Below are 20,028 nucleotides of genomic sequence, written 5' to 3'. Positions count from 1 at the left end.
ATTGCGCTGGCGCCCGCCCCTCCCCCGGCTGGCGACCCTTGCCAGCCTCCGTGGTCAGATTCGGCCCACGGAGTCCTGGTTCTGCAACACCAGCCACCGGCCGTGCTGGTAGGTGTAGCTGACCCCGATCAACAGCGGCACCCTGGTGCCGGTGGCCGGCACCGCGTAGACGGAGTCGAACAGCACGAAGCCCGTCCGGCAGCCCACCACGGTCTGCTTCGCCACGCTGAAGGACTGGGTCCACGAGTCGTCGGCGAAGAACCCGCGCAGCCAGTCCACTGTGGCTCTCTTGCCGTCGAGCACCTCCCCGTCGGAGGCGAAGACGGAGGTGACATCGGGGTGCAGCAGCGCGGCGAAGCCGTCCAGGTCCCGCCGGGCGGTGGTCTCCACGTACGCCCGGACGGCGCGGTCGAAGGCACGTACGCAGCCGCGGACCGCCGCGTCCCCGGTTGTGGTGTCGCCCGGGCCGGGGGTGGCGGCCGACACCGCGGCCGGAGCGGCGGCGAGCAGGCCGGCGGTGAGCCCGAGCAGGGCGATCGTGCGGCCGAGCCGGCCGGCGGGACGGGCGGAGGCGGGTGGACGCATCGGGTTCTCCTTCGGACGAGTGGTTGTGCCGTCGCAGCCAACCCGGCCCGCCACGCGGTCGACCAGTGATTCGAACAGGCTCGAATGCGGACCACACATCGATGTCGCCGCTTGTACGATCCGCCGTGTGATGGTCGCTCACCTGGACGGTTCGAGCCTCGCGCGGCTCCGGTTGGCGATCTCGCCAGCGTCGGAGGTGACGTCCTGGCTGCGGGCCGCGCTGTCGCGCTTCGGTCACCCGGTGCATGGCGATCCCGGTCCGGCCGCCCGCGCCGCGCTGCGGCACCCCGACGTGTCCCTGGTCGCGGAGCTGGTGACGCCGCCCGGCCGGCTCGGCTACACGCCGGACCTGCTCACGCCGAAGCCGCCGCTGGGTCCGCTCGACGCGGCCTTCGAGCAGCAGTTGGCGGCCACGGCCGCGACGCCCGCCGACGAGGTGACGGCGCAGGTGAACGAGCGGTTTCCGGCGGGCGGGATCCCGGCGCGGATCCGCACGGCGGTCGAGGACGGCACCCTGGCCCGGCGGGTCACCAACGGGCTGCGCCACTTTTGGCGGGCCGCACTCGCCGAGCAGTGGCCAACTGTGCGGACCACGCTGGAGGCCGAGCTGGCCCTGCGAGCCACCACGATGGCCACCGCCGGAGTGGGCAGCATGCTCAACAGCCTGCACCCGAAGGTCGGCTGGACCGGCAGGTCGCTGACCATCGACAGCTCGTACCGGATCACCACCGCGCTGACCGGCGCGGAGCTGGTGCTCGCGCCGTCGGCGCTGGCCTGGCCTCAGCTCTCCACCCAGCTGTGCGACGAGGGCAACGCCGTGCTGGTCTACCCGGTCGGCGTCGGGCCGACAGTCCAGCGCCGGGCGGATCGGCTCGGTGACCTGGTCGGTGCGAGCCGGGCGGCGATCCTGGCGGACCTGGACGTTCCCCGGTCCACCGGGCAGCTCAGCGAGCGACACCGACTGGCCCCGGCCACCGTCTCCTACCACCTGGGGGTGCTGCTGCGCTCCGGCCTGGTGGTGCGCACTCGGGAGCGGCACAGCGTGCTCTACCGGCGGTCCGACCACGGGGACGGGCTGGTCGGGTGCCGGGCAGGTCAGGTTGCGACGCGCTCGGCGAGCTGGCGGAACACCGCCTGAGTGGGCGAGCCCGGCTCGGGGACGTAAACGATCATCCGCTGCTCGGTCTCCGGAACCAGCAGCACCCGGCACTCGAACTCCAACGATCCCAGCTCGGCGTGCGGCACCCGCTTGACGATGGGGCGGCGCTCCTCGACATCGTGCTCCGCCCAGAGCCGCGCGAACCGGGGCGAGGTACCGAGCAGCTCGGTGACCAGCTCGCGGATCGCCGGGTCGGCCGGGTAACGGCCGTAGGCGGCCCGCAGGTCCGCCACCGTGCTGCGGACGAAGCAGATGGTTTCGGCGTCGGTCCAGTGGCTGTCGGTCGCCGGACGCCGGAAGGTCCAGCGGATCATGTTGCGGTCGGCGTCCGGCACGGCCGAGAGGTCGCCCATGAAGTACGTGGCCAGCCGGTTCCAGGCCAGCACGTGGTACGCGGCGTCGACGAGGTACGCCGGGGTTTCGGTCATGGCGTCGAGCAGGTGCCGCAGCCCTGGGGTGACCTCCCGCCTCGGGCCGACGGTGCGCGGCGGGTTCTCCCCGGCGATCCGGAACAGATACTCGCGCTCGTCCCGACTGAGCAGCAGCGCCCGGGCCATCGCGGCGAGCACCTGCCGCGACGGGTGCGGCCCGCGGCCCTGCTCCAGCCGGATGTAGTAGTCGATCGACATGCCGGCGAGCTGGGCCACCTCCTGTCGGCGCAGCCCTGGGGTGCGTCGGCGTTCGCCCTCGGGGAGCCCGACCTCGGCGGGGCGCAGCCGGGCGCGACGGGTGCGCAGGAACGCCGCCAGTTCGTCACGCTGCAGGCCGCTGCTCGTCATGCCCCCAGCATGCCCCGGGCCGAGCCGACGAGGGTGGTACCACCGGTCCCAGCCTCGGCCCGGCTCTCCCCGGGCGCGGCCGGCCCGACGAGGCTCGACGGTATGACGAACATGATCGCCCTGATCACCGGGGCCAACAAGGGGATCGGCTTCGCCACCGCCCGGCAGCTCGGCGCCCTCGGGATGACAGTGCTGGTGGGAGCGCGGGACGCCGAGCGGGGGCAAGCGGCGGAGCGGGAGCTGCGCGACGGCGGTGCGGACGCCGTGTTCCTGCCACTCGACATCACCGACGCCGAGTCGGTGACGGCCGCCGCGAAGCGGGTGGAGGCGGAGTACGGCCGGCTGGACGTACTGGTCAACAACGCCGGCATCCTCCTCGCCGACGGCGCACGGGGGCTGCCCAGCGAGACGACAGTGGCGACATTGCGCCGGCTGTACGAGACGAACGTCTTCGGGGTGGTGACGGTGACCAACGCGCTGCTGCCGCTGCTGCGCCGGGCACCGGCCGCCCGGATCGTCAACGTCTCCAGCGAGGTCGGCTCGATCGCGGTGATGACCGACCCGAACGGCGCGCTGTTCGAGCTGACCTCCGTGCCGTACCCGTCGTCGAAGGCGGCGCTGAACATGCTCACCGCCATGTACGCCAAGGAGCTGCGGGACACCCCGATCACTGTGAACGCGGCGAACCCGGGCTACTGCGCCACCGACCTCAACGGCAACAGCGGCTTCCGCACTGCCGAGCAGGGCGCCGAGGTGAGCGTGCACCTGGCGACCCTGCCGGCCGACGGCCCGAGCGGGCTGCTGTGGGGCTTCCAGATGGACGCCGGCGGTGGGTACGGCGTGCTGCAGTGGTGACTGAGCGCTTGACCTGGAGTGCGCTCCAGCCGGCAGTGTGACTCGTGCGCCCACCGGTAAGGGCGCACGAGAGGAGACCCCCATGCGGTACCGCACGATCGGCGCAGACCCGGCGACCCGGCGCGAGGTCAGCGTGCTCAGCCTCGGCGCGATGCTCTTCGGCAGCGCCACCGACGAGGCCACCTCGTACGCGATCCTGGACCGGTACGTCGAGGCCGGCGGCACGTTCATCGACACGTCGGACAACTACGCGTTCTGGGTGGACGGCGGCCAGGGCGGGCAGAGTGAGGAGTTGCTCGGCCGGTGGCGGCGCAGCCGGGGCGTCGGCGCCGAGATCGTCATCGCCACCAAGCTGGGCGCCCGGCCGCTGGCCCCGGGGACCAGCTACCTGGACAACGCCGAGGGCCTCTCCGCCAAGGTGATCCGCGAATCCGCGGAGCGCAGCCGGGAACGGCTCGGGGTGGAGCGGCTGGACCTGCTCTACGCGCACATCGAGGACCGGACCGTGCCGCTCCAGGAAACCGTGGAGGGCTTCGCCGAGCTGGTCGCCGAGGGCACAGTGGGTCTGCTGGGCGCCAGCAACCACCGGGCCTGGCGGGTGGAGCGGGCCCGCGCGTTGGCCGCCGCCGCCGGCCTGCCGGGGTACGAGGTGCTCCAGTACCACCGCAGTTACCTGCCGAACCGCACCGACCTGATCAGCGAACTGGACCCGGACGGCGAGCCGGGCGGCGTCAGCGGTGACCTGCTCAGCTACCTGCGGGCCGAGCCCGAGCTGACCCTGGTGGCGTACTCGCCGCTGCTCAAGGGGGCGTTCACCCGGGCGGACAAGCCGCTCAGCTCGGCGTACGACCTGCCGAGCGCGCCCCGACGACTGGCCGCGCTGCGGGAGGTGGCCGGGCAGAGCGGCGCGACTGTCAACCAGGTGGTGCTCGCCTGGCTGCTGGGCGGTGAGCTGCCGTCCATCCCGCTGGTGGGTGCCTCCTCGGTGGCGCAACTGGAGGAGAGCCTGGCAGCGGTCGACCTGGAGCTGACCGCCGAGCAACGGCACCGTCTCGACACCACCTGGTGACCTGTCACCGGCTGCCCCGCCGACCTCAGCTTGCGGTCGGTGGGGCGGTCAGGTCGAGCTGCCAGTCGTTGGCCCGCATCATCCGCCCCGGCGGGTATTCGAAACCGGTCTCGCCGAGCAACGTGAAGCCGGCCTTGCGGCACACCGCGTTCGACGCCGGATTGTCGACCGAGGGGTAGGCGTGGGCGTAGTGCCGGTCCCGTCGAGCGCGGGCCACGTCCACCACCGCGCGCACCGCCGCGGTCGCCAGCCCCTGCCCCCGGTACTCGGGCAGCACCGCCCAGCCCAGCTCGTACACCGGCTGCTCGCGCCACTCGCGGGCCCAGTAGCCGACGCTGCCCGCTCGTGCCCCGCCCGGCAGCACCAGCGTGAACATGCAGCCCTGCTCGGTGCCGGAGAAGTGCACGTACCGGTCATGCCGGGCGAGCACCTGCTCGTCGGTCTCCGGGCCGCCGGTGTGCTTGCGGGTGTCCGGTGAGTTGAGCTGCCGCAGCAGGTCAAGGTCGTCCTCGTGCCACTGCTCGATGCGTACCTGTGCCATTCCGCCCCCGTTCGTCGACCCCCAGTCAAGCCGATCCCACCGACACTTCGCCCCCGAACCGGGCCCGCTAGATCGGATCTAGCGGGCGCGTGTCGTCACCTCGCGCCTTCAGTGTGGAAGGGGGGTGGCCATGGCACAGTTGCGGATCGCCGTGATCGTCGGCAGCACCCGGGAGGGGCGGGTCGGCGACCGGCTGGCCCACTGGTTCGTCGAGCAGGCCGCGCGGCACGACGACCTGGCGGTGACGGTCGTTGACCTGACCGAGTACGACTTCCCGGCCACCTACCCCGCCGAGCCGACAGCGTCCATCCGGGCGTTCGTCCGCGAGGTGGGCCGGGCGGAAGCGTTCGTCGTGGTCACCCCCGAGTACAACCACAGCTTCCCGGCACCCTTGAAACAAGCCATCGACTACGCGTACGACGAGTGGCAGGCCAAAGCGGTCGGCTTCGTGTCGTACGGCTGTCGGTCCACCGGCCTGCACGCGGTCGACCAGCTCCGTACCGTCTTCACCGCACTGCACGCGATGACCGTGCGCGACGTCGTCGGGATCGACCTGCTCGCCGGCGAGCCGACCGCCCAGTGCACCGACGAGCTGCACCGCGACGTCGGCGTCCTGCTCGACCAGCTGCGCTGGTGGGGTCTGGCACTGCGCGACGGCCGGGCGGCTCGACCCTACGTCTCCTGAACACGTCCAACACGAAAGGTAAGGATCATGAGTAGACGCACCACCGGCCTGGCCATCGAGGCCGAGGGGCTCACCCGCTCGTTCGGGGACACCCGGGCGCTGGCCGGCATCGACCTCCAGGTGCCCGCCGGCACCGTCTACGGTCTGCTCGGCCCGAACGGCGCGGGCAAGACCACAGCGGTCCGGGTGCTCGCCACGTTGCTGCGACCCGACGGCGGCTCCGCCCGCGTGTTCGGGCACGACGTGGTCACCGAGGCCGACAAGGTCCGTTCCCGGGTCAGCCTCACCGGCCAGTACGCCTCCGTCGACGAGGACCTGACCGGCACGGAGAACCTGGTGCTCCTCGCCCGCCTGCTCGGCCTGCGCAAGCCGGCCGCTCGGGAGCGCGCCGCGGCCCTGCTCGCCGCGTTCGGCCTGACCGACGCGAGCGACCGCCAGGTGAAGAAGTACTCGGGCGGAATGCGGCGACGCATCGACATCGCCGCCAGCATCCTGAACACCCCGGATCTGCTCTTCCTCGACGAACCGACGACCGGCCTCGACCCGCGCAGCCGCAACCAGGTGTGGGAGATCGTCCGGGCGGTGGTGTCGCACGGCACGACGGTGCTGCTGACCACCCAGTACCTCGACGAGGCCGACCAGCTCGCCGGGCGGATCGCGGTCGTCGACCACGGCCGGGTGATCGCGGAGGGCACCCCTGGTGAATTGAAGTCGTCGATCGGCTCCGGCACCGTCCACCTGCGACTGCGCGACCCCGCTCAGCGCCCCGAGGCGGAGCGGGTGCTCCGGGAGGCGCTCGACGTGCCGGTGCAGCTCGCCGCCGATCCGGTGGCGTTGACCGCCCGCGTCGGCGAGGCCGGCACCGACCTCGACGCCAGCGCCCAGGCCGCCCGCGTGCTCAGCGACCTGGCCCGCGCCGGCATCGTTGTCGACAACTTCTCCCTCGGCCAGCCGAGCCTGGACGAGGTCTTCCTGGCCCTGACCGACCACCCCGCCGTGCCGGCCGACGAGCGCGACGATGAGCTGGAGGCAGCCCGATGAGCGACACCACGACCACCACCACCGAACGGGCGCCGTCCGTCTACGTTCCGTCCGCTGAGGCGCTGGCTACAGTGCTCGCGCCAGGTTCCCGACCGCCCCGGCCGAGCGCGCTGGGCGCGTCGCTCACCTTCGGCTGGCGGGCCATGCTGAAGATCAAGCATGTGCCGGAGCAGCTCTTCGACGTGACCGCGTTCCCGATCATCATGGTGCTGATGTTCACGTACCTGTTCGGTGGCGCCCTCGCCGGCAGTCCGCGCGAATACCTGCAGTTCTTCCTGCCCGGCATCATGGTGACCAGCGTCGTCATGATCACCATGTACACCGGCATCGGCCTCAACACCGACATCGAGAAGGGCATCTTCGACCGGTTCCGGACGCTGCCTGTCTGGCGTCCGGCCGCCCTGGTCGGCATGATCTTCGGCGACGTGCTGCGCTACATCCTCGCCGCCGTGGTGATCCTGGGTCTCGGGCTGGTGCTCGGGTTCCGCCCCGAAGGCGGGGTGGTCGGGGTTGTCACCGGGATCGGGCTGCTGGTCATCTTCTCGTTCGCGTTCTCCTGGGTGTGGACGTTCTTCGGGCTGATCCTGCGCAGCGAGAAGTCGGTGATGGGGGTCAGCATGATGGTGCTGTTCCCGCTGACGTTCCTCAGCAACGTCTTCGTCGAGCCGAGCACCATGCCCGGCTGGCTCCAGGCGTTCGTGAAGGTCAACCCGGTGACGCAGCTGGTGGCCGCGATCCGGGGAGCGATGAGCGGCGACTCGGACCCGTCGGCAACGATGTGGCTGCTGCTCTGGAGCGCCGGCTTCGTCCTGGTCTTCGGCACCCTGACCATGTACAGGTACAACCGCCGCTGACAGTGATTCGAGCGACGGGCGCCGCCACGGCTGTGGCGGCGCCCGTCGGCTGTCGTCTGGGTGCCCGGGTGAACCCTGGTGGTCAGACGACCGCCGGCACCTCGGCTCGGATGGTCCCCCGCAGGCGGGTGGCGTCCTGACTGGGAGGCGCGCCGAACTGGCGACGATATTCGCGGCTGAACTGCGACAGGCTCTCGTAGCCAACCCGGATGCCCACCCCGGTGACGTCGTTGGGGTGCGTGGCGAGCAGGAGCCGCGCCTCCTGCAATCGGATCTGCTTCTGGAACTGGATCGGGCTCATCGCGGTCACCGCCTGGAAGTTGCGATAGAACGCCGACACGCTCATTCCGGTCAGCCGCGCCAGCTCCTCCACCCGGAACGGCTGCGCAAAGTGGTCGCGGATCCACCGGACCGCCCGGGCGATGTGACTGAGGCTGCTGTCGGCCAGACCGAGCTGCCGGACGGCCGCACCCTGCTCCCCGGTGAGCAGCCGCCACAGGATCTCCCGCTTGATCAGGGGCGCGAGCACCGTGGCGTCCCGGGGCCGATCCAGCAGCCGAAGCAGTCGGATCACCGCGTCGCCGAGCTCGTCGGGAGCGTCGCTGACCAGCAGCCCCGACGGCGTCGGCCCGGTCAGGGGCGGGAGGTCACCCGGCGCCGCCTGCAGCAGCAACTCCGCGACCATGGCCGGATGTAGCACCAGCCCGAAACCCAGAGCCGGCGCATCGGCGCTCGCCTGGGTGAAACGGCCGGTGACCGGCAGGTCGACCGACGCGACAAGGTACTGGCCGGCCCGGTACTCGTACACGCGGTCGCCCAGCGCCATCTGTTTGGCGCCTTGGGCGATGAGTGCCAGCACGGTGCCCGACATCGACGTGGTCGGTGCCGTCTGCTGCTCGACCTTGGAGATCAGCACGCCCTCAATGGTGGTGCTCACGTCCGGTCGGGCGTGCCTGGCCAGCAACACCCGCAGCTCGTCGAGGTCCACGACCCGATTGAAGCACAGGACCGATCCTCGCCACAACGAGAGGATCAGGCAAGTCTTAGCGAGCATCCTTCTAACGTTTCTGCTGGTAGATGCGCTTCCATAGGAGTGTCAGTTTCCCGAGGAGCGCAGCGCAGCTCAACGATTAGGAGTCTCAACAATGTCCGTCCACCACGGGTTCCAGGCCACCATGACCGCTCAGCCGGGCAAGGCGGACGAGCTGATCCAGTTGTTGCTCGACGCACCGTCCCTGCCGCACGACGACTGCGTGGTCTTCCTCGTGTCCCGCTCGGCGTCCGACCGCGACGTCGTCCACGTCATCGAAGGCTGGACCAGCGCCGAGGCGCACAGCGCGTTCTTCGCGGGCGAGCAGGCGCAGGCCCTGGTCGCGAAGCTTCAGCCGCTGCTGGCCGGCGACTCGGCGTACACCGACGCGGTGCCGGTCGGCGGCAAGGCGACCTTCTGAACCGGCGACCGCACCGATCACCCCTACCTGTGTCAGCGAAAGGATCCTGATGAACTTCCCCCGACCGGGCATCGACCCCGAGTTGCTCGTACCCCTGGCTGAACTGCCGTCGATGCCGCCCCTCGGTCCCGAGGTGATCGAGCAGCTGCGCCACTTTCCCCAACCGTCGATCGAAAGTCATCTGGAAGGCCGTGCGATCGAGCGGCGCGAGGTCGCCGTTCCCGCCACTGACGGAACGCCGATCCCGCTGTCCATCCTCAGCCCCACCGATCGTGCCGCCGGCGCACCCTGCGTCTACTGGATCCACGGCGGCGGAATGATGTGGGGCGACCGTTACTCGAACATCGATGTCCCGCTGGAATGGCTCGACCGGTTCGGCGCCGTCGTGGTCACCGTGGACTATCGGCTGGCCCCGGAGGTAACCGGTACGACCCTGGTCGACGACTGTTACCAGGGTCTGCTCTGGGTCGCCGAGAACGCCGTGGACCTCGGCATCGACCCGGCCCGCATCGTCGTTGCCGGTGCCAGCGCCGGAGGTGGCCTGGCGGCAGGAGTCACGCTGATGGCTCGCGACCGCAATACCCCGACCATCGCCGCCCAGTTGCTGTCGTGCCCCATGCTCGACCACCGCAACGACACCACCTCCAGCCGTCAGTACAGCGGGCTGGACGGCGTGTGGACCCGGGAGATGAACGAGTTCGGGTGGCGCAGCGTCCTCGGCGACAACATCGGCGACGACGTCTCCGCGTACGTCTCACCCGCGCTGGCGGACGACCTGTCCGGTTTGCCGACCACGTACATCGACGCTGGGACCGCCGAGGTTTTCCGCGACGAGGATGTCAGCTACGCGAGCCGGATCTGGGCCGCTGGCGGCCAGGCCGAGTTGCACCTGTGGGCCGGTGGCTTCCACGGATTTTCGGCGCTGTTCCCCGAGGTCCGCGTGTCGGCCGCGGCACGACGCGCCCAGACCGACTGGCTCGCCCGGGTTCTGGACCCCAGCCCCGATCTCAAGGACTGAGCCGCGGGGCCCGTGCCCGGCGCTGACCAGCCGGCGCGCCGGCCACGGGCTCAGAGCCGCCAGCGCAGCGGCTCCGGCGGCAGATAGCGGCAGGTGGTGCCGGTGGAGACGGCGTCGCGCAGGTGGCTCGCCAGTGCCGGGTGCCGGTCGTCGAGCTTGCGGAGCGTGTCGCGGATTCGCGCGGTCACCGTCTTGCGGGCCCGTTCGGCCTCGTCGCCCAGGCGGCGACTCCGGCCGGCGAGGCCCGCCGCGGCACGCAGCTCGTCGAGCAACGCACCCCGCTCGACGTCCAGCTTGGACACCTTCCGGTCGTCGTCGCGGGCGGCGGCCCGGTCGATCTCCTCGTCGAGGCGGGCCAGATGCCTCCGGTAGCGGGCCTTCGCCTCGTCGTCGAGGACCGGGTCGGCACCCATCCGGCGGGCGGCGACCAGCTCCGGCCCGGCCGCCGGGTCAAGCAGTTCGACCGCCGGTACGTCGCTGCCCGGGCGGTTGAGCAGCAGGTGCAGGTCGTGCAGGCCCTTGGCGTCGGGCAGGTGCACCACGACCCCGTCGTACGCGAGCTGCCAGACCGGCCCGTCGCGCCGAAACTCGTACCCCTCGATCGCAGTCGCGAGCGGCGCGGCCTGGCCGGGCACGACGACCTGACCCGACCCGACGGCCCGGCCCGAATCAGCAACCTGGCCCGGCGCGATGGCCTGGCCGGGCCCTACAAGCTGACCCGACCCAGCAGCCTGGACCGACATGACGGCCTGGTCCGGGACGTCGGCGTCGGGGGCCGTCGGTGCGGCGAGCCGGTGGAGCACCTGCGTCATGCCGAGGGCGGTCGCCTCCTGGACGGCGGCGGCGCGCAGCGCGGCCGACGTCACGGTGTCGCCTGGGTGACCTCGGCCGGCGAGGGCGTTCGCGAGGCCGGTGCGGGCGAGCAGCGACCAGGGCCGGGAGCCCAGCCGGTCGGCGGAGTCCCGAGCGGCGGTGAAGCCGGCGATGGCGTCGTCCCAGCGTTCCTGGGCGGCGTCGACCAGCGCCAGCCAGTGGTCGACGGGGCCACTGATATCGCAGCCGAAGAGCCCTACCGTCCACTCTCCACGATGCGGGGCCAGCGCGGCCCGCGCGGCGTCGCAGCGCTGCGGGTCGGCGGACGCGGCGGCGGCCTGCGCGCGTAGCCGTAGCCAGAGCGGTGACACCGGACGCGGGTACCGGATGCCGTCGGCCTCGATGCCGGCGGTCAGGCGGATCGCCGTCTCGCCGTCGCCCCGCTCGGCCGCGGTGATCGCCCGCAGCAGTTCCCGGTAGGGGTAGTCGATCGGGGCCAGCCCGTCCACCAGCGCGGCGGCCTCGGCGACCCGGCCCTGGAGCAGCAGTCGGGACCAGCGCAGGTGGTGGCCCATGAACCCGAACTCGGTGTGGCCCGGGTCGGTCTGGTCGGTGAGGATGGCGAACCGCTCGTCGGCAGTGGCGAAGTCACCCTGGAACGCCGCGATGATCCCGCTGTCGACGGCCGCGGCCAGCCGGTGCCGGGCGAAGTCGCCCTGCCGTTCGGCGTCGACGAAGGTGGTGAGCTCCTCGGCGAAGCGAGGGTCGCCCAACTCCAGCAGCGCCACCCAGCGCAGCGAGGTGGCCCACAGCTCGGTCTCCCGGTCGCCCGTCCGACGGGCCACGTCCCGGATCTCGGCGGTGAGTGCGGCTCGGGTCGCGGCGGTGCCCAGCCCCCAGGTCGTGTCGTGACGGGCCCAGAGGCTGAAGGTGAGCGCCTCGTCGTCCTGCCCTCGACGGGCGATCGTCTCGCTGGCGGTGATCAGGTCGGCGACCAGGGCGCCGACCGTCGCTGTGGCGTCCGGTTCGCCGATCAACCGGCGGTACGCCTCGCGCACCAACTCCGCCGCCTCGGTCGACTGGGCGGTGTCCACCTGGCGGGAGCGGTTCACGGTCAGCGCGACCCGGGCCAGCAGCACCGGTTCGTCGAGTGAGCGGGCCAGCCTGGCGGCCTCGGCCAGTAGTCGCGTGACCTCTTCCCGGCGGGCGTGGTGATAGTGCGACTCGGCGAACTCGACGAGGATCCGCACACGTTGTGCCGGGTCTTCGACGGCCTCGAGGGCTCGGCGGAAGTGCACCGCCGCCTCGTCGCCGGCCAGCCGGGCGAACGCGTCCCGCCCGGCGGCGACCAGCAGAGTCGCCACCCGGGCCCGGTCGAGCGCGGGGCCGGCCAGGTAGGCGTGGCGGGCAAGGTCGGCCGGGATCAGCCGGTCGGTGAGCTCCCGCAGGTCGTCGACCGCCCGGACGACCGCGCCGTGGCGGGCCCGCCGGTCGTCGTCGGTCAGCCCGTCGTAGAGGGTTTCGCGGACCAGGTCGTGGGCGAAGGCGAAGCGGCCACCGCCCCGGGCGACCACCAGTCGGGCGGTCACCGCCCGATCGAGCAACCGGTCGACCTGCGCCGCCGGTGCGGGCGCGCAGGCCGCGAGGACCTGGCGGTGGAACTCGCGACCCAGTACGGCGGCGACGGTCAGCGCCTCCACCACGGCGGCGGGCAGTTGGGCAAGGCGGCGGCGCACCGCCTCCCGTACGCCGGGTGCGATCGTGCCGACCGCGTCGTCGGCGTGCCACAGCCGCGCGGTCTGCTCGACGAAGAACGGGTTGCCGCCGGTGCGCCGGTGCACCTCGTCGACCAGGCCGGCCTCGGGCTCCCGGCCGGCGGTCCGGGTCATCAGTGCGGCCACCTCGTCACGGGTGAAACCGGTGAGGGTGATCGTGGTGGCCTTCGCGACCAGCGGCATCAGCAGCGGGCGCAGCGGATGCTCGCCCGACTCGACCTCGGCGTCGCGGTAGGTGCCGATCAGCAGGAGCCGCTCGAACCAGGTGTGCTGGGCGGCGAAGCTCAGCAACCGCAGTGAGGCCGGGTCGGCCCAGTGCAGGTCGTCGAGGACGACCACGACCGGCCGGTGCTGGGAGACGGCGACCAGGGCGGCGGTCACCGCGTCGTACAGCGCGAACGCCTCCTGGTCGGCGGCGTCCGGGCCGGGGTCGACGCCGGCCCAACTGACGAGGCGACCGGCCTGCTCGCCGCCGGCGCCGGACTGGCCGAGCAGTGCGGCGAGGGCCGGCTCTGCGGACTGCCGCGCCACCGCCCAGTCGTCGGCGGAGCGCCGCAGGGCACGCAGCACCTGCACCCACGGCCAGTAGCCGGGGGCGCTGTCGGAATCCCAGCAGGCGGCGCCGAGTACCAGCGCGCCTCGTTGCCGGGCCTCCCGGGCCGCCGACGTGACGAGGGTCGTCTTGCCGATGCCCGGCTCGCCGGTTACCAGGGCGAGACCGCCGTGGCTGGTGGTGGCGCGGTCCAACTCGGCGCGCAGCAGACCCGCGGGGTGATTCCGCCCGATGATGGCGTCGCCCAGCGCGTCCATGGTTCCCAGACGGTACTGGACCCGTCCGACAGCGCGAGCGAGTTAGCCGGCGGAACGCCTCGCGGGGTATCGCCGGTCCAGGTGGGTTCGGAGCCTTTGGAGCTGATGTCGCCAACGAGTCGGCCCCATCGTTCCCTATACTTCCCCCATTGGGGTAGCGTAGGGAGCGATGACGGAAGAAATGTACTCAGTTGAGCAGGTGGCCGACCGGCTCAACCTGCATGTGCGCACCGTGCGCGGCTACATCCGCTCGGGTCGGCTGCGCGCCGTGCGGATCGGCAAGCAGTACCGGATCGCCGCCAGTGATCTCGACGCCCTCACCGGACAGACCCCGACCGCGCCGAGCGTCGGCAGGCAGGCGGAGGTGTCGAGCATCGTCCAGATCGACGGTGTCGACAGGGCCGCCGCCGACCGGCTCGGCACGCTCGTGCTCACCAGCGCCAACACCGGCCACGATCAGGCCAACCCGCTGCGGGTGCAGACCGTGTACGACGAGGAACGCCATCGCATGAAGATCATCATTCTGGGTGACCCGGCCGCCACCGCCGAGTTGCTGCACCTGCTCGACGCCGTGCTCAACGCCGACAACGGCCTGCTCGACCGGGAGGTCCACGATGCCTGACGAGATCCAGGAACGCGCCGGAGTGCCGGTGCTGGTCTGCGACCCGGCGGGGCCGCCGCTGGCCACCGAGCAGGACGCGCTGGACCTGATCGGGGCGGCGTTCCTCGGCGCCCAGGTGGTCGCCGTGCCGGCCAACCGGCTCGACGAACGCTTCTTCTCGCTGGGCACCCGCTTCGCCGGCGACGTTATGCAGAAGTTCGTCAACTACCGGGTGCGGCTGGCCGTCGTCGGCGACATCTCGGCGCAGCTCGCGGAGAGCTCCGCGTTGCGCGCGCTGGTGCACGAGTCGAACCAGGGTGGGCAGATCTGGTTCGTCCCCGACCTCGACGCGCTCGACACCCGCCTCCGCGCGGCGCGATAGCCACCTCACCGGTCGGGCACGACCGCCATCTCCACCGCGTCCGGCTCCACTCCCCTGATCCGAGCCTGCTCGGCCGCCCACCGCAGATAGGCCAGCCACTCCTCGGACGACCACCCGTTGCGCCGGCCGACACCCGCCTCGGCGGGGAGTTGACCGGCCACGACACGGTCGAGGATCAGGGGCTGCACGCCGCCCACCCCGCGCCGGTAGCCGACGAAGTAGAGGACCTTCGTGCACAGGCCCGGCCCCAACCACGGCAGGCGAGCGTGATCGGGGTCGCGGAAGCGGCGGTACGCCGAACACAGCGCGTCCTCGTCGGGGGCGGGCGTGGACACCTCCTCCAGCGCGTACCCCAGGCGTTTGCCGTGCGGATCGGCGTCGAGCGACCTGGCGGCGCGCCACGGGCCGTACCCGATGGGTCCGTAAGCCCAGGCCAGCACGGCCGTCAGCAGGTGCCGTGGGCTCGCGGACCCCGCCCGGTACGCGTCGGCCACCGCGAAGACGTCCCGCCGCCAGAGCTCCCCGCTCGCTCGCAGCGTGTCGGGCCACGCATCCGGTGGTAGCCCGGCCCGCCACCTGTCCATGTTGAACCTGACCGGAGCCCGCTCCCCCGGTAACACCAGACCCTCGGTCGCCTGCATCGTCGCCTCCCCAGATCGCGCGCTCGCGGAACTCCGTGGTTCGGACGCTATGGTCAGGCGCTTCCACCTGCCGTCCGCCGACGGCAAATCGCGGTATCGACCGCAGGTGCTCCTGTCTTGCGGGCAACCGGCATCCGGCGGGGTCGAGAACGTCGCACTGTTGACCTACGGTGCTCCCGTGCTTCCCCGAAACGTGAAGATCATCGATCAGGTCCGCGCCGAGGCGCTGCGCCGCGGCATACCCGCCGCCGACGTGGAACGCTGGCTGGGGCTCGCCCGCCCGTCTGCCTTTCTGACACAGGGGGGTGACGGGCCGGTAGTGGGCGCCATCCGTGGGCCGGTGATGCTTCCGGCCGACGCCGAGGACCCCGAGTACCCCTTGATCGCCACCATCGACTGCGCTGCTCTTCCGGCAGACGTGACCGACCTTCCACTACCGTCCGACGGCCAACTGCTGCTGTTCGGCTGGCCCGAGGAAAGCGGCTGGGGCGAGGTCAGGTATGTGCCGGCAGGCGTGGCGGTCGAGGAACGAGAGCAGTATCCGCCTGACTTTCCTCCGGACGACGAGGAGTTCGCCGAGGTCTACACGGAGATCCCGCAGGGCGATCTGCACCTCACCGTCGACATCTCTCTGCCCTACGTCAAGACGATCCCGGGGCCCCCGTGGTCTCCGCCCCTGCCGGGAGATCCCCCGTTCGAAGAGCTGACCGAGGTGTGGAAGAAAGTCCTGGACGACGTGCCGGACGGCCCGTTCTCCTATGAGGACGGGACGACGCCGCTGCTGTTGGGCGGCTACGGCACTGACTGCAACGGTTTCAACCCCGCGTGGTTGGGCGCCAACCCCTCGGGCCGGTCCGGCCACGACGAGTCGGACCATGGTGACTGGGTCGTGCTGGCCGAGTTCCACGGCGGCAGACAAGGCGGGGCGAGCATCCACTGGGTGATCCAGCGTGCCGACCTGAAGGATCGCCGCTTCGACCAGGCCAGCGTCCTCGTCTACTGGAATCCGTGACTCCGCTCGCTCCCGGAGCGGCACTGGAGCTGACGAGGGGTCAGGACTAGCCGCACAGTGACCGGGTACGCGCGTTCCATGGGTAGCCACAAGCAGAACAAACACGACAGCGGCGGCGAGTCGGCGCGAGGGCGGCGGCATTCGGGCAGCGGCGCTCCGGGCCGCCAGGGCTCGCCCGTGGAGCACTCGCCCGACCAACGGCACCGCCGCACCGCGACCGGCCCGGCTGGCACCGAACGCGACCTGGGCCGGGCCAAGGTTTCGGGCGACGGGCGGATCCAGCGCCAAGGCGGCTCCTGAGCCGATCACTCAGCCGGTGCAGCGGCTCGCACGTTCGCAGGGCGGCTGCACCGGCTGAGCGGTTTCTACGGCGTTGCGCAGATGGCGTACGCCGTGTCGGACCAGTTCCCGGCGAACGCGTCCTCCTCGTACGCGCCGGACGCCGCGGACGTCGGGGCGGTCGCGGGGCCGCCGTTGGGGCGGAAGTCGTCGACGATGCCCTCGCCGGTCACCCCGTTCAGCTCGTAGCCGGCACCGGTCAGAACCTTCCCGACCGGGCAGGTCGCCGTGACGCTGCGGAAGTCGAGGGAGGTGCTGGCCCCCACGGCGGAGGTGCGTACCAGGCCCGCGAGGGGGTTGGCGCAGATCGCGTACGCGGTCGCGGACCAGTTCAGGGCCGTGGCGTCCGACTCGTACGCGCCGACGGTGACAGCGGTCGGCGCCGTGGCGACGCCGCCGTTGGGCCGGAAGTCGTCGACGACACCTTCACCGGTGACCCCGTTCAGCTCGTAGCCGGTGCCGGTCAGCACCTTCCCGACCGGGCACGTCGCGGTGACGCTGCGGAAGTCGGTCGAGTTGCTGACGCTGGTTGTGGCCACCCGGACCAGGCCCGCGAGGGGGTTGGCGCAGATCGCGTACGCCGTCACCGACCAGTTTCCCGCGAACGCCTCGGTCTCGTAGGCGCCGACGGTGACCGCGGTCGGTGCCGTGGCGACGCCACCGTTGGGGCGCAGGTCGTCGACGACGCCTTCGCCGGTGACGCCGTTGAGTTCGTAGCCGGTGCCGGTGAGCACCTTCCCGACCGGGCAGGTCGCTGTGACGCTGTGGTAGTCGGTCGAGTTGTTGACGCTGGTCGCGGCGACCCGCACCAGACCTGGGACCGCGGCGGACGCCGGGCTCGCCGGGGCGAGCACCGCTCCGGCCGCGACAAGACCGAGCACGAGTACGGACGCTCGGGCGCCGTACCGCCGGCTTTTGTTCTGAGCACGCATGTGTTTCTCCCGTCTGAGGCCCAGACGGGCGGCAGGTGAGACGCCGACGTCCAGGCCGTTCGTGATGACGGGTTCACGCTAGGTAGCCAGCTGACCAGGCATTATCTCCAAGCCGACTACGTCGCGTAACGGACTGGATCCGTTTTCGGCGCCACTGGCCTGACGGACGATGCACATGCATCGATGCTTGTGCATACCATTCGGCTATGCCTGCTCGCCGCGTCACCGCCACCATCGCCCTCGCCGCGCTGGCGAGCCTGCTCGCCGTGAACGCCGCCCGTGCCGACGGCCCGGCGATCAGCACCCCCGGCACCCCCACGGTGGTGGCCAACGAACCGCACGAGCTCACGCTCAGCTGGGCGCCCTCCGCCTGGGTCGAGCCCGGTGCGGAGCAGCCGATCAACTATGAGGTGCAGGTGCCGCTGGGGCCGAACACGTACCGCTTCCTCGGCTCCACCACCGACACCACGATCACGCTGACCGACCTCGCACCCGGCACGACGTACCGGATCGCGATTGCCGCCCGAGCGCTCGGCGGCTACTCCGACACGTCGCCCACCACCACAGTGCGCACCGCGGCCGGTCGCGCGACGGTCAGCTACCTCAACCTGGACTGGTCCCCCACGAACAACCAGATCCAGCACCTCCTGAAGGTGACAAACACCGGCACCGGACCACTCGACCTGAGCACGGTGCGGGTGCGCTACCACCTGCGCTTCGAGGGCGGCAACACCTCGCTGGTGCCGAACTGCGACTGGGCCACGCTGGGTTGTGACCGGATCCGGCAGAGCGTGCAGTTCTTCATCCCGCCGGGCGGGCCGCCCGGCGGGATGACGACGCCAGCGCCGCCGGGTTACCCGATCCCAGGAACGCCGGTCCCCGGCTGGGTGGAGCTGACCTTCACCGACGGCACGCTCGCGCCGGGCCAGTCGACCGGGCCGATCCAGCTGCGGCACCACCGGCACAGCTGGAGCGACATCGACGAACGCGACGACCCGAGCTGGCTCGCCGCGACCAGCCAGTGGACCGAGAACGACCGGATCACGCTGGACGTCGACGGGGTACGCGAGTTCGGCGACACCATCAGTTGACGCGCCAACGGCACCGCGTCCTCTGACTGTTGAACGCCTCAGCCCGTGGCTTGACCGGTCACCTTACGATCCGCTCATGCGGCGCGAGGAGATAGACGGAGTTGCTGTCATCCAACGCGATGTGCCTGGCACCTTGGCAGCGTCGCTGACGTTTGGGTGCGGTGCCCGCGACGAAGAGATCGACTCCATCGGCCTGACCCATCTCGTGCAGCACCTGGTGGACTGGACGGAGGATCACGTCGCGGAGAAGCACGAGGACAACATTTGGATGAACGACACGTCATTCCTCGCAGGCGGCCCACCGGGTCAGGTAGCGGAGCACCTCGCCACCATCTGCTCGGCCATCAGCAATCTTCCGCCCGAGGATCTGTCCGACGCGGTCGCGGACCTCAATGCGGACAGCCGGTACGTCTCGAACATCGAAGAAGGTCTGCGCGACCCGTGGGGAGCGCTGCTGTCGCGGCGTTTCGGGCCGAGCGGATACGGCCTGTCGCGCTGGCCCGCAGTGGACTACAAGCTCTTCACGGCGGACGAGATCCGACGGTACGTCGAAAGATTCTTCACCAGCGGCAACGCGGTCCTCACAGTGACGGGCGAACCGCCTCAGGCGATGCGACTCCCATTGCCCGCCGGCCCGCGAGTCACCCGCAGCACGCCAATCGTCAACAACCAAATGGGGCCGATCTGGTACGCCGACGAGGTCCGCGGCGTCGCGCTGACGGTCGGTGTCGAACCCAGCGCGGAAGCTGTCGTTCTCATGTGGGCACTGCGGTCGCGAGTCGCTGAGGCAGTAGACGAGGCCGGGGTGGCCACCGGTGCGGAATTCATGTGCGAGGTCGTCGACAGTACGCGGCACGAGCTCGGGTTGAGGGTCACACCAGACTTCGGCAGGAAGGGCAAGAATTTCGACGCCACCGTCGCGGCGGAGCTGCTCTGGGCCGAGCTGCAACGGCTTGCCGCCGATGGGATCGATCGAGTGGAGATCGCCGACCGGGTGCCAACGCAGCGCATGGCCATGGAGGGCGACAACGAATGGATGCAGTCGATCAGCGATCTTCAACCCTTGGCCCACCAGGAGTTGTTCGGCACGGCTGAGCTCTACGGCTCGGAATCACTCAGCGAGCTGACTGGGCTTACTCCGGACGCGACACGGGACATCGTGTCGGGCTGGCTCTCAAGCGCCATGATCGTCGTGCCGTACGGGTCGAAACCCGACCTTCCTCGCGCCACCGAGGATTCCTGCCCGACCACCCGCTTCGTGCCCGCAGGTGAGGTCGTCAGGCCGCCGTTCTCCAAGCGGTTCCACAACAAGGGCAAGCTGGTCATCGGCATCGACACGATCTCCACGGTGGATGGCGACGGGAACGTGCACACCGTCCCGCTGTCCCAGGCACTCGTGGTCGAGCGGTTTGGCGTCATCCGGCTCGCCCACCTCGGCCACGGCTGCGTCACCACGATCTCGGACTTCGCTGACGCTGCCGACAAGCTCCGGGCCGTCCTGCCGCCGCGGCGTTTCCGCCAGGCCGTCAAGCAGCTCAGTTCCAACTGGTAACCGAACGTCGGGGATCATGATCGGCGCGCGTAGGCCGGCCGGT

General features: G+C 70.9%; 21 protein-coding genes. 14 read left to right on the top strand and 7 right to left on the bottom strand.

Features of this window, described 5'->3' with window-relative positions; genetic code table 11:
• Positions 1-54: 54 nt before the first annotated feature.
• Positions 55-585, bottom strand: a complete 531-nt coding sequence (locus tag GUI43_RS10765; protein WP_170158706.1) for a nuclear transport factor 2 family protein — start codon at positions 583-585, stop codon at positions 55-57.
• A gap of 130 nt (positions 586-715) precedes the next feature.
• Between GUI43_RS10765 and GUI43_RS10760 the strand changes: the two genes are divergently transcribed.
• On the top strand, positions 716-1,723 hold the full coding sequence (locus tag GUI43_RS10760; RefSeq protein ID WP_112698715.1) for an ArsR/SmtB family transcription factor: 1,008 nt from the start codon (positions 716-718) through the stop codon (positions 1,721-1,723).
• Here the strand turns inward: GUI43_RS10760 and GUI43_RS10755 are convergent.
• Positions 1,681-2,523: a helix-turn-helix transcriptional regulator gene (locus GUI43_RS10755; protein ID WP_112698714.1), complete on the bottom strand. Its 843-nt coding sequence runs from the start codon at positions 2,521-2,523 to the stop codon at positions 1,681-1,683. The genes GUI43_RS10760 and GUI43_RS10755 overlap by 43 nt on opposite strands.
• 102 nt (positions 2,524-2,625) lie before the next feature.
• On the opposite strand from GUI43_RS10755, the gene GUI43_RS10750 reads away from it, so the two are divergent.
• Both GUI43_RS10750 and GUI43_RS10745 read left to right on the top strand, forming a co-directional pair.
• On the top strand, positions 2,626-3,378 hold the full coding sequence (locus GUI43_RS10750; RefSeq protein WP_112698713.1) for an SDR family oxidoreductase: 753 nt from the start codon (positions 2,626-2,628) through the stop codon (positions 3,376-3,378).
• A gap of 82 nt (positions 3,379-3,460) precedes the next feature.
• A complete protein-coding gene (locus GUI43_RS10745; protein WP_112680430.1) occupies positions 3,461-4,447 on the top strand; it encodes an aldo/keto reductase in 987 nt (328 codons plus the stop codon).
• A gap of 25 nt (positions 4,448-4,472) precedes the next feature.
• Here GUI43_RS10745 and GUI43_RS10740 read toward each other — a convergent pair whose 3' ends face one another.
• A complete protein-coding gene (locus GUI43_RS10740; protein ID WP_112698712.1) occupies positions 4,473-4,988 on the bottom strand; it encodes a GNAT family N-acetyltransferase in 516 nt (171 codons plus the stop codon).
• Positions 4,989-5,118: 130 nt separating this feature from the next.
• Between GUI43_RS10740 and GUI43_RS10735 the strand changes: the two genes are divergently transcribed.
• Genes GUI43_RS10735 through GUI43_RS10725 form a run of 3 tightly spaced genes read left to right on the top strand, consistent with a single transcriptional unit; the run spans position 5,119 to position 7,568 of the window.
• Positions 5,119-5,673 carry an NADPH-dependent FMN reductase gene (locus GUI43_RS10735; RefSeq protein ID WP_112698711.1) on the top strand — a complete coding sequence of 185 codons (555 nt, stop codon included), beginning with the start codon at positions 5,119-5,121 and terminating at the stop codon, positions 5,671-5,673.
• Positions 5,674-5,700: 27 nt separating this feature from the next.
• On the top strand, positions 5,701-6,714 hold the full coding sequence (locus GUI43_RS10730; RefSeq protein ID WP_112582301.1) for an ATP-binding cassette domain-containing protein: 1,014 nt from the start codon (positions 5,701-5,703) through the stop codon (positions 6,712-6,714).
• A complete protein-coding gene (locus GUI43_RS10725; RefSeq protein WP_112582303.1) occupies positions 6,711-7,568 on the top strand; it encodes an ABC transporter permease in 858 nt (285 codons plus the stop codon). The genes GUI43_RS10730 and GUI43_RS10725 overlap by 4 nt, the downstream gene beginning before the upstream one ends.
• Before the next feature lie 82 nt (positions 7,569-7,650).
• On the opposite strand, the gene GUI43_RS10720 is transcribed toward GUI43_RS10725, so the two are convergent.
• The gene (locus GUI43_RS10720; RefSeq protein ID WP_112698710.1) at positions 7,651-8,556 is read right to left on the bottom strand and encodes an AraC family transcriptional regulator; all 906 of its coding nucleotides are present in this window, start codon (positions 8,554-8,556) and stop codon (positions 7,651-7,653) included.
• Positions 8,557-8,713: 157 nt separating this feature from the next.
• On the opposite strand from GUI43_RS10720, the gene GUI43_RS10715 reads away from it, so the two are divergent.
• Positions 8,714-9,019: a putative quinol monooxygenase gene (locus GUI43_RS10715; RefSeq protein WP_088946385.1), complete on the top strand. Its 306-nt coding sequence runs from the start codon at positions 8,714-8,716 to the stop codon at positions 9,017-9,019.
• 49 nt (positions 9,020-9,068) lie between these two features.
• Positions 9,069-10,037, top strand: a complete 969-nt coding sequence (locus tag GUI43_RS10710) for an alpha/beta hydrolase (RefSeq protein ID WP_112698709.1) — start codon at positions 9,069-9,071, stop codon at positions 10,035-10,037.
• Between the two features lie 50 nt (positions 10,038-10,087).
• Here GUI43_RS10710 and GUI43_RS10705 read toward each other — a convergent pair whose 3' ends face one another.
• A complete protein-coding gene (locus GUI43_RS10705) occupies positions 10,088-13,435 on the bottom strand; it encodes an ATP-binding protein (RefSeq protein ID WP_112698708.1) in 3,348 nt (1,115 codons plus the stop codon).
• A 169-nt stretch (positions 13,436-13,604) separates the two neighbouring features.
• Between GUI43_RS10705 and GUI43_RS10700 the strand changes: the two genes are divergently transcribed.
• Together GUI43_RS10700 and GUI43_RS10695 are read left to right on the top strand one after the other, a co-directional pair.
• Positions 13,605-14,057, top strand: coding sequence for a helix-turn-helix domain-containing protein (locus tag GUI43_RS10700; RefSeq protein ID WP_112582309.1), 453 nt, complete (start codon positions 13,605-13,607; stop codon positions 14,055-14,057).
• Complete coding sequence (locus GUI43_RS10695; RefSeq protein ID WP_112582310.1) at positions 14,050-14,418, top strand: DUF4180 domain-containing protein; 369 nt, start codon at positions 14,050-14,052, stop codon at positions 14,416-14,418. The genes GUI43_RS10700 and GUI43_RS10695 overlap by 8 nt, the downstream gene beginning before the upstream one ends.
• Positions 14,419-14,423: 5 nt before the next feature.
• Here GUI43_RS10695 and GUI43_RS10690 read toward each other — a convergent pair whose 3' ends face one another.
• Positions 14,424-15,002, bottom strand: a complete 579-nt coding sequence (locus tag GUI43_RS10690; RefSeq protein ID WP_146765890.1) for an 8-oxoguanine DNA glycosylase OGG fold protein — start codon at positions 15,000-15,002, stop codon at positions 14,424-14,426.
• Between GUI43_RS10690 and GUI43_RS10685 the strand changes: the two genes are divergently transcribed.
• Positions 15,001-16,071: a YwqG family protein gene (locus GUI43_RS10685; RefSeq protein WP_146765889.1), complete on the top strand. Its 1,071-nt coding sequence runs from the start codon at positions 15,001-15,003 to the stop codon at positions 16,069-16,071. The two genes, GUI43_RS10690 and GUI43_RS10685, sit on opposite strands and share 2 nt — an antisense overlap.
• A gap of 78 nt (positions 16,072-16,149) precedes the next feature.
• The gene (locus tag GUI43_RS33465) at positions 16,150-16,371 is read left to right on the top strand and encodes a hypothetical protein (RefSeq protein ID WP_030331398.1); all 222 of its coding nucleotides are present in this window, start codon (positions 16,150-16,152) and stop codon (positions 16,369-16,371) included.
• A 65-nt stretch (positions 16,372-16,436) separates the two neighbouring features.
• On the opposite strand, the gene GUI43_RS10680 is transcribed toward GUI43_RS33465, so the two are convergent.
• Entirely contained in the window at positions 16,437-17,342 is a 906-nt protein-coding gene (locus GUI43_RS10680; RefSeq protein ID WP_146765888.1) for a hypothetical protein, read from the bottom strand.
• Between the two features lie 206 nt (positions 17,343-17,548).
• Between GUI43_RS10680 and GUI43_RS10675 the strand changes: the two genes are divergently transcribed.
• Both GUI43_RS10675 and GUI43_RS10670 read left to right on the top strand, forming a co-directional pair.
• The gene (locus GUI43_RS10675) at positions 17,549-18,433 is read left to right on the top strand and encodes a cellulose binding domain-containing protein (protein WP_112698704.1); all 885 of its coding nucleotides are present in this window, start codon (positions 17,549-17,551) and stop codon (positions 18,431-18,433) included.
• A gap of 76 nt (positions 18,434-18,509) precedes the next feature.
• The gene (locus GUI43_RS10670) at positions 18,510-19,985 is read left to right on the top strand and encodes a peptidase M16 family protein (RefSeq protein ID WP_146765887.1); all 1,476 of its coding nucleotides are present in this window, start codon (positions 18,510-18,512) and stop codon (positions 19,983-19,985) included.
• Positions 19,986-20,028: the final 43 nt, after the last annotated feature.

This window comes from Micromonospora noduli (assembly GCF_003264365.1).
Taxonomy (GTDB): domain Bacteria; phylum Actinomycetota; class Actinomycetes; order Mycobacteriales; family Micromonosporaceae; genus Micromonospora; species Micromonospora noduli.
This window is presented reverse-complemented; position numbering and strand designations above follow the sequence as displayed.

What these genes read in the sequence shown, in the direction of transcription:
- GUI43_RS10765 (WP_170158706.1), bottom strand. Translation starts at nt 585, where the DNA reads ATGCGTCCACCCGCCTCCGCCCGTCCCGCCGGCCGGCTCGGCCGCACG.
- GUI43_RS10760 (WP_112698715.1), top strand. Translation starts at nt 716, where the DNA reads ATGGTCGCTCACCTGGACGGTTCGAGCCTCGCGCGGCTCCGGTTGGCG.
- GUI43_RS10755 (WP_112698714.1), bottom strand. Translation starts at nt 2,523, where the DNA reads ATGACGAGCAGCGGCCTGCAGCGTGACGAACTGGCGGCGTTCCTGCGC.
- GUI43_RS10750 (WP_112698713.1), top strand. Translation starts at nt 2,626, where the DNA reads ATGACGAACATGATCGCCCTGATCACCGGGGCCAACAAGGGGATCGGC.
- GUI43_RS10745 (WP_112680430.1), top strand. Translation starts at nt 3,461, where the DNA reads ATGCGGTACCGCACGATCGGCGCAGACCCGGCGACCCGGCGCGAGGTC.
- GUI43_RS10740 (WP_112698712.1), bottom strand. Translation starts at nt 4,988, where the DNA reads ATGGCACAGGTACGCATCGAGCAGTGGCACGAGGACGACCTTGACCTG.
- GUI43_RS10735 (WP_112698711.1), top strand. Translation starts at nt 5,119, where the DNA reads ATGGCACAGTTGCGGATCGCCGTGATCGTCGGCAGCACCCGGGAGGGG.
- GUI43_RS10730 (WP_112582301.1), top strand. Translation starts at nt 5,701, where the DNA reads ATGAGTAGACGCACCACCGGCCTGGCCATCGAGGCCGAGGGGCTCACC.
- GUI43_RS10725 (WP_112582303.1), top strand. Translation starts at nt 6,711, where the DNA reads ATGAGCGACACCACGACCACCACCACCGAACGGGCGCCGTCCGTCTAC.
- GUI43_RS10715 (WP_088946385.1), top strand. Translation starts at nt 8,714, where the DNA reads ATGTCCGTCCACCACGGGTTCCAGGCCACCATGACCGCTCAGCCGGGC.
- GUI43_RS10710 (WP_112698709.1), top strand. Translation starts at nt 9,069, where the DNA reads ATGAACTTCCCCCGACCGGGCATCGACCCCGAGTTGCTCGTACCCCTG.
- GUI43_RS10705 (WP_112698708.1), bottom strand. Translation starts at nt 13,435, where the DNA reads ATGGACGCGCTGGGCGACGCCATCATCGGGCGGAATCACCCCGCGGGT.
- GUI43_RS10700 (WP_112582309.1), top strand. Translation starts at nt 13,605, where the DNA reads ATGACGGAAGAAATGTACTCAGTTGAGCAGGTGGCCGACCGGCTCAAC.
- GUI43_RS10695 (WP_112582310.1), top strand. Translation starts at nt 14,050, where the DNA reads ATGCCTGACGAGATCCAGGAACGCGCCGGAGTGCCGGTGCTGGTCTGC.
- GUI43_RS10685 (WP_146765889.1), top strand. Translation starts at nt 15,001, where the DNA reads ATGTTGAACCTGACCGGAGCCCGCTCCCCCGGTAACACCAGACCCTCG.
- GUI43_RS10690 (WP_146765890.1), bottom strand. Translation starts at nt 15,002, where the DNA reads ATGGACAGGTGGCGGGCCGGGCTACCACCGGATGCGTGGCCCGACACG.
- GUI43_RS33465 (WP_030331398.1), top strand. Translation starts at nt 16,150, where the DNA reads ATGGGTAGCCACAAGCAGAACAAACACGACAGCGGCGGCGAGTCGGCG.
- GUI43_RS10680 (WP_146765888.1), bottom strand. Translation starts at nt 17,342, where the DNA reads ATGCGTGCTCAGAACAAAAGCCGGCGGTACGGCGCCCGAGCGTCCGTA.
- GUI43_RS10675 (WP_112698704.1), top strand. Translation starts at nt 17,549, where the DNA reads ATGCCTGCTCGCCGCGTCACCGCCACCATCGCCCTCGCCGCGCTGGCG.
- GUI43_RS10670 (WP_146765887.1), top strand. Translation starts at nt 18,510, where the DNA reads ATGCGGCGCGAGGAGATAGACGGAGTTGCTGTCATCCAACGCGATGTG.